This is a genomic window from Parabacteroides vesiculifaciens (assembly GCF_049860805.1).
In the GTDB taxonomy this organism is placed as follows: domain Bacteria; phylum Bacteroidota; class Bacteroidia; order Bacteroidales; family Tannerellaceae; genus Parabacteroides.
Genome location: NZ_CP187555.1, coordinates 1,447,365 through 1,463,257 on the forward strand (window position 1 = coordinate 1,447,365; position 15,893 = coordinate 1,463,257).

Below are 15,893 nucleotides of genomic sequence, written 5' to 3' on the forward strand. Positions count from 1 at the left end.
AATCAGTCGAAATCAAAGTCATTAGCAATCAGTGTATTGTTCGTTACATTCTCTTTTATCAGAGGATTCAAGTGGTCGGTTACATCATAAGCCTTCAGTTGCAGCACCTTGGCATTGACGTTCTGGTTCAGCGTGAGGTCAACCAACACCTTGCGGTTATCCAGTGAGGCATCCGTATTGTCCAATACAAATTCCTTCACGGGAGTGACGGCACGGTCGTTGTGGTATAGAGCAACCCTTATCGTCCTGGCTTTTCGCTCCATACTTACCGCATCGGTCTGCAACAACTTGCAGCGGAGTCGTGAAGCCTGGATGGAAAGATTCCTGTCAAGCACCATGACACCCACCGAGGGTTTAGTGTTTTCTCTTTCTTGCCGACTGACAATGACCGGTATCAGTAACTCCTGTAGGGAAGCACCGCCATGCGCAAATCGATAGCCACCCGATGGAGCTTGCAATCGGTTGGTTCCTTCGGGCACCGCCACATACACACCGTCAGCCTCCATGCCCGAAACCTTTGCTAATGGGAACTTCACGATGCCGGGTACAGATGCCACAGATTGCGTAAGGTAATAACGGCTGCTTTTCTCCAATGCCGCTTCGGTCACTTTGTGCTTGTCCTTCTCTTCAAATGCCTGGTCGTTGAACAAGAAACCGTGGTCGGCGGTGATATACACTTCGGTCACATTGTATGTTTCATGTATCTTATGCACCAGCATTTCCAGTTCGTTGATGGCATTCCGACAATTTTCCACAATATCCTTTGCCGTAGCCCCGTGACTTTTGTCATCGATGGTGTTGTGCATCACATACACTAATGGGTGCTTGAATATTTCCCGGTTCTTGGTTTGCTCATACTCCGCCACCGTCTTATAGTCCACACAGATAGCCCCTTGTCGGTAAGCATCCACTTGCTCGGTACGCTTGTCCATCGTGTCCAATATGCGGTTGTCCACCCCCATGTTTTGTGTCCCGTCCACTTCGACATACAATCGTAGGGTGCGGTGCGGGAGCAATGCCGGCTTGCAGAATTTTGTTTCTGTGGGCAGCATGGCGATTCCTACGTTCAAGTGTGCGATATGTTTTCGTGCCGCCAATTTCCCGATAAGCTCTTGCGCCACTTCATAGCGGAGGGCATCGCTTACAATCACCACCACCTTCTTCTGTATTCCTTTAATCAGACTGTCATAGAAATCCTGTTGGCGGAGGCCATGTAGGGCTGTCATGCCCCCGGCTTCCTTCACGCAGCGCATCCATTCCAAGTTGATGCGGTTGCAGAGCTTGGCATACTGCAAATCGAGGTTTTGCTTCACCTTTTGTACGGCTTCGTAAAGGACGATGGTAGGACTTATCTTGTAGAAGCACTCCATGGATTGCCGATACAGTTGGTCGATGAAGTAATACTCGTTTTGGTATTTTTCAATGTAATCGTCCGGCTGATTCAGCGTGATAGAACTCAACGACAAGGCACATTCATAGTAACGTGCCACCAACACATCGTAATCCATTACGGCACTGATCTCGCCGTTATCGCAATGTTTCACCATCAGTTCTTCCAACCTTCCCATCACTTTCTTCGGGTCATCCATCAGAGTCTTCTCCATCAGGGTGCGAAGTATGGGCAGGCAAAGACCGTGGGTGATATAATAGTAATTGGCATCCACGCCATAACACCGTATGATGTTGTCGTCCTGTATGTCTGTGCCCAATTCATCTATCACCTCTGCCAATGCTTCTGCTGTTTTGGGATGGCTGAGAGCTAATTCCAAGATGCGATTCATCTGCTGCAAGGCGATGGAGTCATTGATGCGATACCCCTTGTAGTCATCTGCCGAGGTGGAGGCAAGATTCTGGACGATGGCATTATATTTGAATGTTTCTACCAGCTTCTTCACCTTCATTTCCGCATGGTCATCCACCGTGCAGCCGAAGATGCTTTCCAGTTTCTCGTCCAAGGCTTTCTTCACCATCGGCGCGTTTCTCAGCTTTACGTAGAAGTCGGTCTGTTTGCTCCGTTCTGCGCTTCGTCCTTGGAACAAGACTCTCAGAATGAGGTTGTCCCAATCCAGCACCCGGCTTTGCCCCATGTACAAGGACAGGAACGCTCGGACTGCGATGTCGAGTGAAATACTCTTGTCGGCATAATAGCTTTGTAGCAACCGGAGCATTTTGTCCGACTGCAACTGCCGGATGTTCTTTTCCACAAAAGTGGTCATGGTGGCGGGCAATCCATATTGCTGCATATAGGCGGCATAGTCCTGATGGTGATACTCCATGTTGGCAATCAGCACATCCATCAGCGGGAACGTCTCTTGCAACGATTTCTTTTGCAACGGAGACTCTTGCCGGAAATAGAGAATCACTTTGTCATTTGCCCATGCAGTGTCTAAGTTGTACTTGGTGGTAAACCAGTCTCCTTTGAACTCCACATAGCGGTATCCCTCTTTCCATGCCGCTTCCGCGAGATCCACCGCCAGAAGGTCATCTTGAAAGATGAAAAGCACCTTCAAGTCCGGTTCTCTATCGAAGTAACTATATATCTTGTCTATTACTGTCATTTCTTTCTGTATTTTTGATTGCTGGCGTTCGGATTATCCGGGTTTGTCATTTCCAAGTATCCGGCTTCGACCAAAGCGGTTACGTACCTTTTTATATTTGTATTATGGTATCTTACACCCACTCTTTCTAAGATTTCCCTACTGCTTCTGGGTACACTACAGAAGTTTACAATATCCTTTTGCTTATTACTAAGTTTAGTACGGATAGTGTCAGGGCATTTGTCTTTTGTGTTAGGGGTAGTGTTAGGGTATCCTTCTTTAGTGTCAGAGTTGGGCTTAAAAGTGTTAGAGTCGGACTTAAAAGTGTCAGAGTCTGTGTTAGGGCATCCCTCTTTAGTGTCTAAGTCGAGTGTCAGAGTGTCAGAGTCGATGTCTAAGTCCTCCTTTCTCATTACCGTAATCAGGAACTCATGTGTCCGCTCGTCGTTCTTGAACTCCACTTGCAATCCATCCTCCAAGGCGCGTTGGATGCCTGTACCTGCTCCAGTATAGGGCAGAAGATAGATAGCGTTGTTGAACAGGAAGTTATTGCGAGGCATGGATGTTCCATTGGTAATGTCTTCCACCTGCAAACCGTTGGGCAATATGCCCGGACTATGTATCTCCACGCGGTTGTCGAAGATAAAGATGCGGATAGGCGCATTCCAGTTCAGCGAACGGTGAACAAGCGCATTCACTACAAACTCGACCAAGCTGGTATAGGGAATTTCAAGCCTACCCAACGAATTGAATTCTTTCTCTACTTGCACGTTTTTAAGATTGCGGGTAAAGAAAGACATGATGGTCTCAAACTGATGCAATAGGTTTCCCTCCATGTCTGCATCGTTCACCTTGTCCCGAAATTGGTTGCCTCCTACACGATTTCCTACAAAGCTGATACATTTGGCAGTCATTACAGGCAACCAACGCTGGGTATATTTACCAAACAACAGCATGGCTGCTACCGTCAGTCTACCATCGGGACGGAGAAAGCGCAGATTGCGCATCAGTTTATTCAGGTTATGTCCCTTGGCAATGGCATTGGCCACTTCATCAAGAGAAGCCTCACGCATCGCATCGCCTATCATTCCCTTCTTTTCCAACACGGTAGCAAATCGGTTTTGTAGGAACACTTTGAGCGTGTTTTCGTCAAGGTCATCCAATGTCGCATCTTTCACCACGGCTTCATCCGGAGCGAAGCTGCCACACTCAGACATCATTTCTGCCAACTCTGCATTGTCAAAGACCTTGCGCTTGTCTGCACCGTTCTTTACCCAGACAATACCCTTGTTGTCGTGATAAGGTTTGTTGTTTCCCTCTTTGATGGTTGCAATAACCACACTGCCACCCTCTACCGTTGCGGTATCAATGTCGAGCAAAATGCCGGGCACCACATTCTCCGAAGCCATATTGCTAAGCATATTGGTGGTTTCCTGCACCTCGGCATACGACAAGGGGTTAAACTCTCCCGTCTTATCATTGATACCAATCACAAGCTGGCCTCCGCGAAAGTTGCTCATGGCAACCAACTCGCAGCCTATGTCGTATTTATCCAAGATGCGTTCCTTGAACTGCACTTTGTTCACTTCGCCGAGGTTTCTGAGTCGTAGTATATCTTCTGTTGTCATAACTCTTAATCACTAAAACATATCACTTAATACTTCTCAATACATCCCCAAACTTCGCATAGTTCACCACCACACCATCGTCAAGGTCGAAGCCAATCTGTTGGTCGGCTACTACGTGGAGGCGGTCGTGGTATTCGCGACACTCGGTTATCTGCTTGCCGATGTTGTCCATTTCCTTGCGCTCACGGCTGGTGAGGTTGGCGGCATTGGCTTGCAGTTCCTCTTGGCGGGCCATCAGCCACTCAATGTGGGGTAGGAGATACCCGGTGCGCACCTTTTCGACGGTGTAGGCATTCATGCGGTGCATATATACGATGCACTGGAAAGCACCCTTCTTCGAGCTGAAGAGCCAGTAGATGGGGCGGTTCTGATACATCTTCTTGTGGTCTTTCCAGAAGTCCTTCAGGAAGTAATCTTCCAAGCGTTTACCCAAGGCTTGCTCCACGAAGTTGATATTTTCCATCAGTGTTTCCTCGCCAAAGGCGATGCCCAGCCACGTCTTGAAGCGGAGGGTGATGTGGTCGGTCAGCTCGTTGTTGACAGACATGAGGGGGATGATGCCGTCGTCATCGATGGCGAAACGGCTGCCCGGTACAAGGGCTTCGTATTCGGCTTTTCCATCACCTTGGTTGGCAAGGATGAGGCCCGGACGGTCTATACTGTAGCGCCCCATCATGCAGCCTACGGCATAAGAGATGAGTTGCTTGATGAGGTTGTCATCGTGCCACACGATGCGTTGGGTGTTATTTTCGTTGTTGTTCTTATCCATGATGTTTTTGTCTTTTATTCGTTTCCTATCAATTCATTCCCAGTCGTAGCTCTCCTCCATACGGTCGTAAGGGGGCACTTCGCCAACCTCAGCTTTCCGGAAGATGGCGGCGATGCGTGCCTGCTCGTCGGGCGAGATGAGCCACGTGCCGTTCTTGCAATAATAGTAAGAACGTTCGCACCCGAACACGGCTTGCACGTGTGCCTTCACCGTGGGGTATTTCTTCTTGGGCACTTCATCGAACAGGTGGGCGAAGCCGCGGGCAAACACCTTCTTGCGGGCTTCGCGAAACAGCTTGCACTTCTCCGTATTGGAGTGCAACTCTTCATTCCAGAGGTTTACCACTTCCAGTCGTGAGGCCTTTTCGCTATACATCTGTTCGCGGTGAACAAGGCTTCGCAGGCAACGCTCACGCAAGGGGCACGCACCCTCCGGGGTGATGCAGCAGGTATAGGTGGCGGGGATTTCAGCACTTCGTATCATAAACCTAACTCTTAATTTCGATTTCTCCCTGTTGCAGAATGGTGATTTCGCTAAAAGGCACATCGGGTGTCAGCTCATCTTGCAGGCCGTAGATGTCGATAAACTGGCGGTTGAGTTCCTCCTCGTTGGCATGGAGTTGCATGAAGAGGGCTTCCCACTTGCGGTGGTACTTATCTACGAGGTCGCTCAATCGGACGTTTCCGCTGCTCCCTATGGAGGTGTCTTTTGCTGCATCGGCTGTGCAGTGTTGCTGCATGGCTGTTGCAGGATTGCTGCACGGCTTTTGCAGTGATACTGCACAGCGCTGTGCAGTATCGTTAATGTCTGTAGTCTGCGCCTCGATGTTGGTGAGGTCATCGTCGGATTGTCCTATCAAGGCGAGGAGTTCGTTCTGGCGGAAGTCCCAGGAGGTTTCGTGGGCGTCCCAGTCGAGGCGGGAGATGGAGATGTTTTGACGGATAAGATTAGAAATACCCATTTGTGATTGTTCATCAATAATACAAGTTGGAATTTGTTTTATATCGCCAATCTGAAAGCTCAATGTTGGTGCTATAAATCTTAATAATTCAACGCATACTTTAGAATCTAACAATGCAATAATGTAATCAAGAGAGAGTTCATTCTCAAATATGCATGGACTATTGCAATCAAAGAAAAAACCTTTAGGAGTCATTCTTGCACCAAGCTTTCCTGAGCTTATTCTTGACCAAGTAATATTCTTTTTGCAGTATAAATCAAAGTTGGTTGGTCTAATTCTTGCATCTTTTACTCCATTGGAATTTATATGGTTCAATATTATATTGCCTGAATCTTCCCATCTAATGGCTAAATCAAGATTGCCATACCATTTTCTATATTCTCCCCCCTTGACATATGGGAACCATTTGTATTCAGAACTATTGACATCCTTTAAAGATGAAAGGTAGGAACCAAATAGTTTAAAATTGATTTCATGCCAATTACGAAGAAACAAGTCATTATCACCAGTTTTAATGCCTATTACAACCTTAGAATTATCTTCGATGGAATCATTTTTAAACGATTCTATCATTTTTATAGAAACCCAATACCCTATCGGACATCCCGGAATCTTCTCAAAGTTCTTTTGCGGCACATTGGGATAATATATTTTAGCCCCTTTTTCAGAATATACAATATCCTCAACCCCCTTAGAGTATTCACCAAAGAAGAAGCGGAAGTCGTGGTTGGCAAGGGTCTTCTCAAAGAGCATACGAAGATGCTTTTGGTCGAACTCTTGGAAAGTACGTTCAATGAGGCGGAAGTAAGTGCCACAAGCATTTGGATTCTTTGTATTGGCAATAACAGCCGAAGAAGCACCGAAGTCAGCACCAAATACACCACGGCTCAGATGAAGCAAAGAGTCGATGACTTGATTGTCGATAATGTTTCTGCGCAGATTCTCGAAAGTAGTGAGGAACATCCAAGAAGGTGGAATGATAAAGGCATAACGACCTTGAGCTAAGGTACGTTGCCCCATCATCTCTACAAATACGGTGGCAAGATCGGCTTTGCTGTCCTCGTAATTATCCTTCACATACCTGCTCAACACCTCATTCATATTGCCACCACCCATATACGGCGGGTTCATCACCAGCGCCGCATATTGCTTGGTCAATGCTAATATCACTTCAAAGCCCTCCATCAGCGGCTTGAACGAATCCGCGAACTTCTGTTGCTTTGCCTGTTCGTCCACCGCTTCCAGCAAGAACTCGCGGGTGCGGGGTGAGATGTCGAACTTCATAATGGAACCTAAGCTGTCGGCATCTTCCATCAGAGTGAAGGCTGCCTCTAACTCTTTGCTGATAATCTCGTCGGTATGCAAGTCCAGCGCGGAGCAGAAGTGACCGTTGAGGTCGAGCCACGTGTAGCGGCTTACATCGGGCATCACCCATACCCGGGGCATACAATGCCCATCGGCAAAGCCTTTCTCCTTTTGGCAGGCCTTCATCAGCAGGGCAAAGGTGGCGAGCTGCTTGGCACGGAGGTCTATATCCACACCCGTGAGGTTGTGGCGGAAGATGTGCTCCACCGCCTGACGGCGGTTGTAGCCCTCTTCCATGTAAATCTGATAGAGTAGGTCGAAACACTCGTTGAGGATATGGCCCGAACCGCAGGCGAGGTCTGCCACCTTCAGGTCGCAGATGTCGTCAAGCTGATAGATGCTGTCGGCAGGAGTCGGTTCGGCAGGCTCCACCAGGTACTCCATTCCCTCCTTGATGTCCGAATAGGGGTTGTTGTCGAGATAGATGCGCCCCACGGTGTTTTGCACCATGTACTTCACTATCCAATTAGGCGTGAAGATTTGCGTGGCGGCAGGAATCTCGTCGGCGGCAAACTTCCCTTTCTTGGCAAACACTTCGTCCTTGCGCTCAGAGATATAGAACTGGTAGAGCCAGCCGATGAGTTCGGGCGAGCGGTAGTCGGCATCTGTGATGTAATCATCGGCATTGAGGCGGTCGATGAAGCCGTCGCTCTTCAGAATATTGCCGGGCAGCAGCAGCTCCGTGTAGTCGGAGATAGCCCCGAAGCACTTTTGGATGAGGGGGTTGCTGTGGCAATAGGCCACGATGAGCAGGACAAACTGCTCGTCCGTCAGGGCATCGTTCAGAAGCAGGGCATCCAGCTTCCGGCGTTGCGCCTCGTCCATCTGCGGCAAGCGTCCTTGGCGGGCTTCGGTCACGATGAGCGGGATGCGCACCTCGTCACTCTCATATTCCAACACGGCAGGCACCAATTCGTTCTTCACCATGATGCGAATGGCCACCAAGCGGTTGAACCACGTATAGGCAGCCTCTTCCGCCACCTCGCGGAACGAACGGCGTTGCACTTGCGCTTGGAGCGACATCCATTGGTGATAGAAATCCTCCGTCTGCACTTCTCCCATAAAGACGGCACCGCCACCCATCAGTTCGGGCTTCTCGGTGGTGGTGCCATCGGGCTGGAATCCCAAGGCAGTGAGGCGTTGCACCACACCGCCAATCAATATATTGCGAGCTTCGGTAGCGAAGCGTTTGAGTCTGTTTGTATCCATAATGATATATACTTACGCAGCGTTGATATATTTTTGTATATATTGTATTCGTAACTCTATGAAATCTGGAAAGACATCTGAATGTAGCCATTTCTCAATCATTGCCATCCACTCTTCTTTTGTCTTTTTACCAAGAACAGACAGCAATGCGTCAAGACATTTTTTACGAGCGTCAACCAGCGAATGGTGATTCAGGTTTAGTTCACGAATCGCATGGCGGGCATCTTTCTCATCCTCAGTCAGCGTTTGAGCCTTTTCATAATCACTCCATACGTGAGATTGTCCGTTAGGAATGATTTCCCCCTTTGAATTATAGCGAAAATAGCTCTGGCAGGATGTCTCTTTTATAAACTCACGAATGATGGTGTTACTCTTTGCCACATCACAATATTGGTCTTCAGGAGCATTGCCGGACGAGTCGATGCAACTGGCAAACAGGTTGGAATATTCCAATTGCTGCCTTGCACTTTCAACGGCATCCGGCCCGTTTTCAGGGTAGGAATGCTCTGTACGATAAGCTTTGCAGTGGCGTTGGCAATAACAACACACATCATGTTGTTCTGTTACCAAAATGCGCCTCAGCTCACTTGTCCTGTTAAAATCCTTGTAGAGATAAGGCTGAGGCACATTATTCTCTGCGCATTCTTCCTTGTATTCTGTTAGGCATTGAGGCTCTGAAGCCGCTTTTTCTATATATCTCATGGCAGATTCATTTAGAAGAACGACAGAAGCATATCGGCACGTTTCAGCTCAGCGTTGTCCTCTCCAAGCATTCTTTCCAGTTCTGTTCTCAAATCAGACGCTTCGACACTATGGCCCAGCCCCTGGTCTATCAGAGAGAAATAACGATCCAGCTTTTCTTTTTCATCATCGGTATGGTAATCGACTTCCATTCCCCTCAGGATATAATTGGCATCACGACCGTTCTGCATCGGGAAATTATATACCTGCCTGTCTGAAATCTTATATATTCTGCAATCGTTCAATCTACTTACTACCAACGGAGCGTGTGTAGAAACAATGAACTGAATCTCAGGAAACGCTTTGCGGAGGTCGTTGAGTACATGTATCTGCCATGATGGATGCAAATGCAGATCTATCTCGTCAATAAGCACAACACCATTCGTTTTAAGGGGTGCATCCTTCCCAAGGTGCGGATTGAGCAGATAGCATCGGAATGCTATTTCCATAACCATGGCAAGAGAACATCGCACACCGTCTGAAAGAAGATTGAACGGAAGGCTCTCACCGCTGTTATATTCAACAAGAAGTTCCTGAGTCTTCAAGTTGTATTTGAGGTTACGGCAGTTTACGCAGGTAGTCACCGCACTGTTTACGGCAGAGAGAAGCGTAGATACTGTGCCATTCTGTACCTGGTCCAATGTTTCCGTATAGTACAAGTCAAGGAAGAACTTGGTACTTGTGGTAGTATCAAGCGCATTGAAATAACCGCGCATACGACTTCCTGCCGAAGAGACATCCGTATCCTTACGTTCTTTTTTATAGCGATCGGTCGAAAAATAGGCAACTAACGGAATGGTCTGTCCTAATCCCTCACGTACAGATGATTGAATCTTGGCAGATGCTTGCAGCAAATCCTTGGCATCACGAGTTGTTGTACTTCCTCCGAGTGTTTCCATAGCCCTTTTCCAAGATATAGACAGATTATTTTCAGGCATATAGCAAGTAGACAGAACGCCTTCACAAGAAACATAAGCCGGGATTTGCGGCTCCAGATTGCCATCTATGTTACGTAGGCGAATATCATCTTTTATAATCCCCGGCATCGTTATCTTGTTCTCATACTTGTCATAACCAAGATATAATGAACCAATCAAAATGCGGAATGCTTCGAGCAACGAACTCTTGCCTGTGCCATTGTTACCCATGAGGACATTAAGCCTGGGGTGTAACTCAAAACTTACGTCTTCAAAGCATTTGAAGTTGTGTATATTAATTTTATTCAGCTTCATATTATGATTCTATTTTTTATGTAAACTATAATATTACGATTTCCTTATTACCATCAATATGTGGCATAATCTGCTGCTTCAAAGTCTGGAGATATGCGTCAACATCTGCTTCTGTCTTCATTGGTGAATGCTTGCTGGTTTTAAGACGAATATAGGTACGCTTGGTAGCTGGAGGTATCGAACCTGCTGCAACTTCAATTCTACGCATCTGTTCATCTACAAAACTACGGGTGTCAGCATTGACCTGCAGAGCAAAGAAGTTGTCAGTATTCGTTTTTTGGCTGATTACAATATCCTTCTTGGCATACTTATCAGATGTTACATTAAGCGATCGGGCGTATGTGTCAAGTTGAGTAAATGCATCGTCATAATTTGCTTTTATGGTTGAAACAAGTGCTGCCTTTTTCTCCTTGAGTGCACCTTCAAAGTTACGCTTCATCTTGTTGTAGGCAGGCATCTTGTCCCAAGGCTCTTCATCGGCAGTGATGGTTTTCAGGTGTTGCAATGCCTCTTGTTGGTCGTCAGGCAAGAATGCGAAGTTGTCGCGGTTGGCATCGAGGAAGGCGGTTATCTTCTGGAACATCAGATATTGGTCTTCTACAAACGAGCGTACACTCTTGCATCGGTCGAACAGAGTGGCAGCACTGTCGCGGGCTTCGGTGATTGTCTGGAAAAACTCTTTCGGGTCGCGAATGGCAGTCCATTGTTCTAACAATAGGATGGCTTCGTCAATCACGCCGGCAAAGGCTTGGTTGCCCACTTGGTGGTTGAGTTCGCGGTAATTCTTCAGCAAGCTGTTGAGCGCACTGTCCGGTGTTTCCTTGCAGTTGCGGAACAGTTCGGTATAGTCATTGCTTCCCTTGATGCTGACCACATTGAAGATATGCTTCCACGCTTCGATGAAGTTGTTCAGGATGTCTTGCGAAATGGCTTTTGCTGGTTCGATGGTGAAGCGGTTGGACTCGCGCACGATATTACGGGCTATCTCCTCGCGGCTCACATTGGGATTGTTGTTATAGTTGAACGCATAGAGGTGGCGGCGAACCAGTTCGTTCACCACGTAGATGCTGCAACTGTCTGCCCAGCCGTAGGGCACTTTGGCAAACTGGCGTACCACATCTGCCACGGTGACATCGTGGGGCGAACGGTCGAGATAGTCCTTTACCTTCTTTTCGGGTACTGACAATGGCGTTTCCATCAAAGTGACTTCGATGGGACGAAGTATTTTTGCAGGAAGTTCACCGGTGGTTTTGGGAAACTCTGCACCATTGACCAATGCGGCGAAACTATACAGGTTTTGCAGGTGGCGGTTCATGGCTGTTTTGTAACGCTCCTTGTTCTTAGCCGTACCCAATACGGATTGCGGAAGAATCTCCTGCCCGGAGATAACGGGACAACTGTCGAGCAAGTCGCGGAACTTAGGCTTAATTTCCTTTTGATACATTTCCTTGGCACGGTCTTGGAAGAGACGTTTGGTGCGCTGGCGCTCTTCACTAATGGCCGGTTCCTGTGCGAAACACTGCACCCGGCAATAGTCTAAGAAGTTTTGGCGAAGTTCCTGATTGTCCTTGAAGAGCGGATAGAGGAAGAACACCAAGTGGTTGGGCTGCTTGGTAAAGGCAGCAAACTGGTCGGGCGAATCGGTGACTGCCGTGGTGAGAAAGTCCACCACTACATCCGGATTGTTGGAAAGGATATTCTTACCATCCACATTACCCCCCACGTTAAACGAGCGAGTAGCAAAGTTTTCTTTATTGGTAGAAGCGGAAAATCCGAAATGGTCGTAGATGATTTTGTAGAGCTCTTCGGTATAAGTATTGCTGTCCACCCGTTGGTTCTTGATAATCTGAGCCACTTTCGACTCTTCTTCTGTGTAGAACTCATAGATTTCGGCACCATTATCGGTCTTAATCTTGCGTATCACCGCCTTATCTATCAGGAACGAAAGCACTTGCGACACCTCTTCCTTGATGGCAGCTTTGTTGGCATCCACCTTGGTCATCAGCAGGGTAACGAGGTTATCGATGGTAGCCGAGAAACTTTGCTTGTCGGCATCCGAAAGGTTGCAGACCATGAAGAGCACATAGACCACGCGGCGGTAGAATGCCTGTTTCTGCTCATCGTCAATCAGTTCCAATGCCTGTCGAGCGTTGGACATGGCACGCTGGCCAAGGTGCTGCATGGAGCCCTGGAACATGGCACCAAAGAAACGGTCGAACGGAACAAATTCGCCCACCTCGCATTCGGCGGTTTCCTTGGCTATGGAGAAGGTGATATTGAGTAACGAACGTTCGTTACCTTTCACCTGCTTGTCCACATAGTTCATATCCACAAAGGAGTTGAGCACCTTCATAATCAGTTGGAACTGATAGGGCACAAAGGGATAGAAAGCGGCAAAGTCATCCTTGTTCTTATAGGATTGGTAGGTGCTGGGCAGGATGAACTGGGCATCGAGCATGGCTTTCTTCTCCTCAAAGAGTTCGCCTAACTGTATCTCCACTTCGCCTTTCTTGTCCAAAATACGTTTTTGCGTGATGTATTCGGGGCTTGTGCCTTGCAAAGAGGCGCGGACTTCAAAGCGACCGAGAATCTTGCCCACCTCGTCTTCGGGATTGGTATCGCTGCCGCCCACATTCTTCACCACATCTTCCAAGGTCTGCTGGGCGGTACACGAAATCCACACTTGCGATTCGCATACTTCGTCGAGCCGCTTCACCAGCGACTGGAGTTGTAGCAACAAGTCGCGATGTTCACCGATGAACTGGCTCACCTCGTCCACAAAGAAGAGGATGCGGAAGTTGCGGTTGTTCTTGCGCTCAATATATTCTTTCATTTCGGCAGCAAACGCTTCCACCGAAACATTGATGTCGTTGTTCTTGATGCGCTCACGAATTACGTCGATGGCAAGGTATGAATCCACTTCTTTCGCCATCTGTAGTGCCAAGTCCAGTCGTCCGGCTGCAAAGCGCGAGATATTGCGCTCCCAATCGTACCCCTTGGCCTTGACATACTCCTTGAACTCCCCGAACTTCCCGTCATCATCCAGTGCCTTCTCCAGATATTGCGCCATCGGAAGATTGAAGGAGTTGTATCCACGTTTCGCATTGAACTGGTTCCAGAAGATGGTGGTAAAGGTATTGGTACGTTCCACGTTGGCATCGTGTACATCGCCAATATTGAACATCACCATTTCCACTTCCGCCTTGTTTACATACCAGTTTTTAAGGGCACTCAATTCGGAGAGGGATACACCGGCTTTTTCAAGTTCCGTGGCATCTTTCTCGCTGAGCAACATCTCTTGAGTGGCTTCCATTAACCGGATAAAAGCCATTTCGCTATATTTGTCTGACAAGCAATAGCTGGCATATTTCAGGAAGTGTGACTTACCCGAACCATAGTAGCCGTTAATCCAAATACCGACATGGCTGCCTTGGTTCAGCTTGATGTTGGTCAATATGTTGTACAGGTTGACAATAATCTCTTGTGTGAACACATATTCCACGATTTCGGTGAGAACAGTGTCTTCGCTCAAATCGGATGCGGAAACGGCAGGGTTCACTTTCCGGTCGAGTCCTTTTTCGTATAGCTCTTTGAATTTCATTTCGGTATGGATTTATTTGTTGACTAATAAGGTGGCGCGATAGGTGTGCGCATCGTCCAATGTATCGAACAGGGAGAAGGAGTTGCCTTCTTGGTGTCCGGGATAGAAGAGGATGATTTTATAACGCGACGTATCGTTGTATTTCTCATAGCGTGTGAGGAATACGTTAGTTCTCAAATAAGGGAACATCTTTCCTATGCCATGGATGAATATGTAGGGCTTGTTCAGTCCGTCGTTTTCATCAAGATGTTGGCCGATGCGGTCGTGGACGTAGCTGATAAAATTGTCGGAATTGGCTTCGTTGGTCAATTCGGCTGTTACCATGTCCGGTTGTGTACGGTCATCCTCTAATGTCACATCGAACAAACTGTCCGGTCCGAACTTCTCCGCTTTCAGGTAGTCGCAAAACACTTGGAACAAATCTAACAGCATGGCATTGACAAAGCTGGTGGGGCGTTCAAGGTTCTGCTTGAACATCACTAATTGCCGCCGCATTTCATATTCTTTGGCGGCAGGGTATTGATATATATAGTAGTTGTAGAAGATATTTCCACTCTTGACGTTTTGGAACTCTGGACTATTGAGATAGTCATATAGCTCCTGTATAGACATACTCTTCATAATAGCTGCTTTTTTATGTCGTTCACTTCGTAGGGATAAAGCAGGCAGGCTTCCAAGAACCATTCTTCACCGCTACGCACATAATACTCATAATCGGAAGTCTCCAGTCGAGGGGCTTGAAGCTCATCCGTTTTTTCCTGCAACAATCCCGACTGGCGCAAGATGGTCAGGTATTGGCTGGCACATCTGTCCTTGGTGTTGTCGGTCCAACTGTCCACAAACGCATCCCTTGAAGACAGTTCGCTAAATTCCCTCATGATGTCATTCTTACAAAGAGTTTGTTCCACAGAGTTCCAACGCTTGATGGTGACATTGAAATGGAAATCGAAAACCAGTTTGTAAGCTTTCAATATAGCATAAAGCAGTCCTATCCGTTGGGCAGGCTCGCTCAACGTGACAAAGTGTGCCCAAAATGAAGCAGAGGCAGCACAATATCGGCGTTTGAACTCGTTTATGAAAGTTTGCCTTGCCTTTTGGGAGTTTACTTGCAATATGCGGTTGTTTTGTACTTCATCTTTCAGTAATTCCGCCACATTCTCATCCATAAGCAAGGGGAGGATGCGAACAAACTCGTTATACAAGAATGCACATCCCGTAATCGTTGCCGAATATGGACTGTTGTATTTATTCATCATACAGTTATAATCTACTTTTATTGCCGAACCAATTCATTAATATCCACTTCCAAACATTTGGCTATCTGGAGCAGGTTTTCTAATGTAGGTTGCGCACTATTGGTACACCATTTAGAAATAGTGGCAGGATCTTTCCCTAATTGTTCGGCGAGCCATTTATTGGTACGCTTCTTTTCTGCCAATATCACTTTTAGTCGGTTCAAATCTTTATTTTCCATATAGTACATCTTTTTATATCTAATACAAAGGTAATGCTTTCCCAATCAATATCATTATCAAAGTGGAAAAATAACTATCTATAAGTAAAGAAATTGTTGAATACACCATTTTTCTTAAGAGTTGCATCTGTTCGTTTCATTGTGGCTGGCAATAATAAGGTGGCAAATTCGACTATTGGTAAATGGCTCCTGCGCTTATGTTTGTTGTATACCTGCCATTCTTTCTGGATGGTAGCCTATATACTTGCATAAAGCGTGGGATCATTGTCTCATTATTGTGTGACGGGCAGTCCAGAGCCTCAGAACAGTGATAGACGATGGTTCCCGCTTTTTTGTGATTACGAAAATATTAAACTATTAATTTAAATTATTACTT

The 15,893-nt window shown here is 47.0% G+C and carries 11 protein-coding genes; all 11 read right to left on the reverse strand.

Annotated elements, in window-relative coordinates:
- Positions 1 to 2: 2 nt before the first annotated feature.
- Genes ACPYIV_RS05875 through ACPYIV_RS05925 form a run of 11 tightly spaced genes read right to left on the reverse strand, consistent with a single transcriptional unit; the run spans position 3 to position 15,517 of the window.
- Positions 3 to 2,558, reverse strand: a complete 2,556-nt coding sequence (locus ACPYIV_RS05875; protein WP_425886097.1) for a PglZ domain-containing protein — start codon at positions 2,556 to 2,558, stop codon at positions 3 to 5.
- Positions 2,555 to 4,165: an RNA-binding domain-containing protein gene (locus ACPYIV_RS05880; RefSeq protein WP_425886099.1), complete on the reverse strand. Its 1,611-nt coding sequence runs from the start codon at positions 4,163 to 4,165 to the stop codon at positions 2,555 to 2,557. The genes ACPYIV_RS05875 and ACPYIV_RS05880 overlap by 4 nt, the downstream gene beginning before the upstream one ends.
- A 22-nt stretch (positions 4,166 to 4,187) precedes the next feature.
- Positions 4,188 to 4,934: a hypothetical protein gene (locus ACPYIV_RS05885; RefSeq protein ID WP_425886101.1), complete on the reverse strand. Its 747-nt coding sequence runs from the start codon at positions 4,932 to 4,934 to the stop codon at positions 4,188 to 4,190.
- Between the two features lie 33 nt (positions 4,935 to 4,967).
- Positions 4,968 to 5,417 (reverse strand): DUF6078 family protein, encoded by a 450-nt coding sequence (locus ACPYIV_RS05890; RefSeq protein ID WP_425886103.1) that lies wholly within the window; start codon positions 5,415 to 5,417, stop codon positions 4,968 to 4,970.
- 4 nt (positions 5,418 to 5,421) lie between these two features.
- A complete protein-coding gene (gene pglX, locus ACPYIV_RS05895) occupies positions 5,422 to 8,469 on the reverse strand; it encodes a BREX-1 system adenine-specific DNA-methyltransferase PglX (RefSeq protein WP_425886105.1) in 3,048 nt (1,015 codons plus the stop codon).
- Positions 8,470 to 8,481: 12 nt separating this feature from the next.
- Entirely contained in the window at positions 8,482 to 9,171 is a 690-nt protein-coding gene (locus tag ACPYIV_RS05900) for a retron system putative HNH endonuclease (RefSeq protein WP_301842562.1), read from the reverse strand.
- An 11-nt stretch (positions 9,172 to 9,182) separates the two neighbouring features.
- Positions 9,183 to 10,442 (reverse strand): AAA family ATPase, encoded by a 1,260-nt coding sequence (locus ACPYIV_RS05905; protein WP_301705934.1) that lies wholly within the window; start codon positions 10,440 to 10,442, stop codon positions 9,183 to 9,185.
- Between the two features lie 25 nt (positions 10,443 to 10,467).
- The gene (gene brxC / locus ACPYIV_RS05910; protein WP_425886109.1) at positions 10,468 to 14,043 is read right to left on the reverse strand and encodes a BREX system P-loop protein BrxC; all 3,576 of its coding nucleotides are present in this window, start codon (positions 14,041 to 14,043) and stop codon (positions 10,468 to 10,470) included.
- Positions 14,044 to 14,055: 12 nt separating this feature from the next.
- Positions 14,056 to 14,664 carry a BREX protein BrxB domain-containing protein gene (locus ACPYIV_RS05915; RefSeq protein ID WP_301705937.1) on the reverse strand — a complete coding sequence of 203 codons (609 nt, stop codon included), beginning with the start codon at positions 14,662 to 14,664 and terminating at the stop codon, positions 14,056 to 14,058.
- Positions 14,661 to 15,299: a BrxA family protein gene (locus tag ACPYIV_RS05920; RefSeq protein WP_425886112.1), complete on the reverse strand. Its 639-nt coding sequence runs from the start codon at positions 15,297 to 15,299 to the stop codon at positions 14,661 to 14,663. Before ACPYIV_RS05920 ends, ACPYIV_RS05915 begins: the two co-directional genes overlap by 4 nt.
- Before the next feature lie 17 nt (positions 15,300 to 15,316).
- Complete coding sequence (locus ACPYIV_RS05925) at positions 15,317 to 15,517, reverse strand: helix-turn-helix transcriptional regulator (protein ID WP_301705939.1); 201 nt, start codon at positions 15,515 to 15,517, stop codon at positions 15,317 to 15,319.
- Positions 15,518 to 15,893 lie beyond the last annotated feature (376 nt).

Excerpts from the sequence above, each read along its gene's own strand:
- ACPYIV_RS05925 (WP_301705939.1), bottom strand. The coding sequence starts at position 15,517 with ATGGAAAATAAAGATTTGAACCGACTAAAAGTGATATTGGCAGAAAAG.
- ACPYIV_RS05880 (WP_425886099.1), bottom strand. The coding sequence starts at position 4,165 with ATGACAACAGAAGATATACTACGACTCAGAAACCTCGGCGAAGTGAAC.
- pglX (WP_425886105.1), bottom strand. The coding sequence starts at position 8,469 with ATGGATACAAACAGACTCAAACGCTTCGCTACCGAAGCTCGCAATATA.
- ACPYIV_RS05905 (WP_301705934.1), bottom strand. The coding sequence starts at position 10,442 with ATGAAGCTGAATAAAATTAATATACACAACTTCAAATGCTTTGAAGAC.
- ACPYIV_RS05900 (WP_301842562.1), bottom strand. The coding sequence starts at position 9,171 with ATGAGATATATAGAAAAAGCGGCTTCAGAGCCTCAATGCCTAACAGAA.
- ACPYIV_RS05890 (WP_425886103.1), bottom strand. The coding sequence starts at position 5,417 with ATGATACGAAGTGCTGAAATCCCCGCCACCTATACCTGCTGCATCACC.
- ACPYIV_RS05875 (WP_425886097.1), bottom strand. The coding sequence starts at position 2,558 with ATGACAGTAATAGACAAGATATATAGTTACTTCGATAGAGAACCGGAC.
- ACPYIV_RS05915 (WP_301705937.1), bottom strand. The coding sequence starts at position 14,664 with ATGAAGAGTATGTCTATACAGGAGCTATATGACTATCTCAATAGTCCA.
- ACPYIV_RS05920 (WP_425886112.1), bottom strand. The coding sequence starts at position 15,299 with ATGATGAATAAATACAACAGTCCATATTCGGCAACGATTACGGGATGT.
- brxC (WP_425886109.1), bottom strand. The coding sequence starts at position 14,043 with ATGAAATTCAAAGAGCTATACGAAAAAGGACTCGACCGGAAAGTGAAC.
- ACPYIV_RS05885 (WP_425886101.1), bottom strand. The coding sequence starts at position 4,934 with ATGGATAAGAACAACAACGAAAATAACACCCAACGCATCGTGTGGCAC.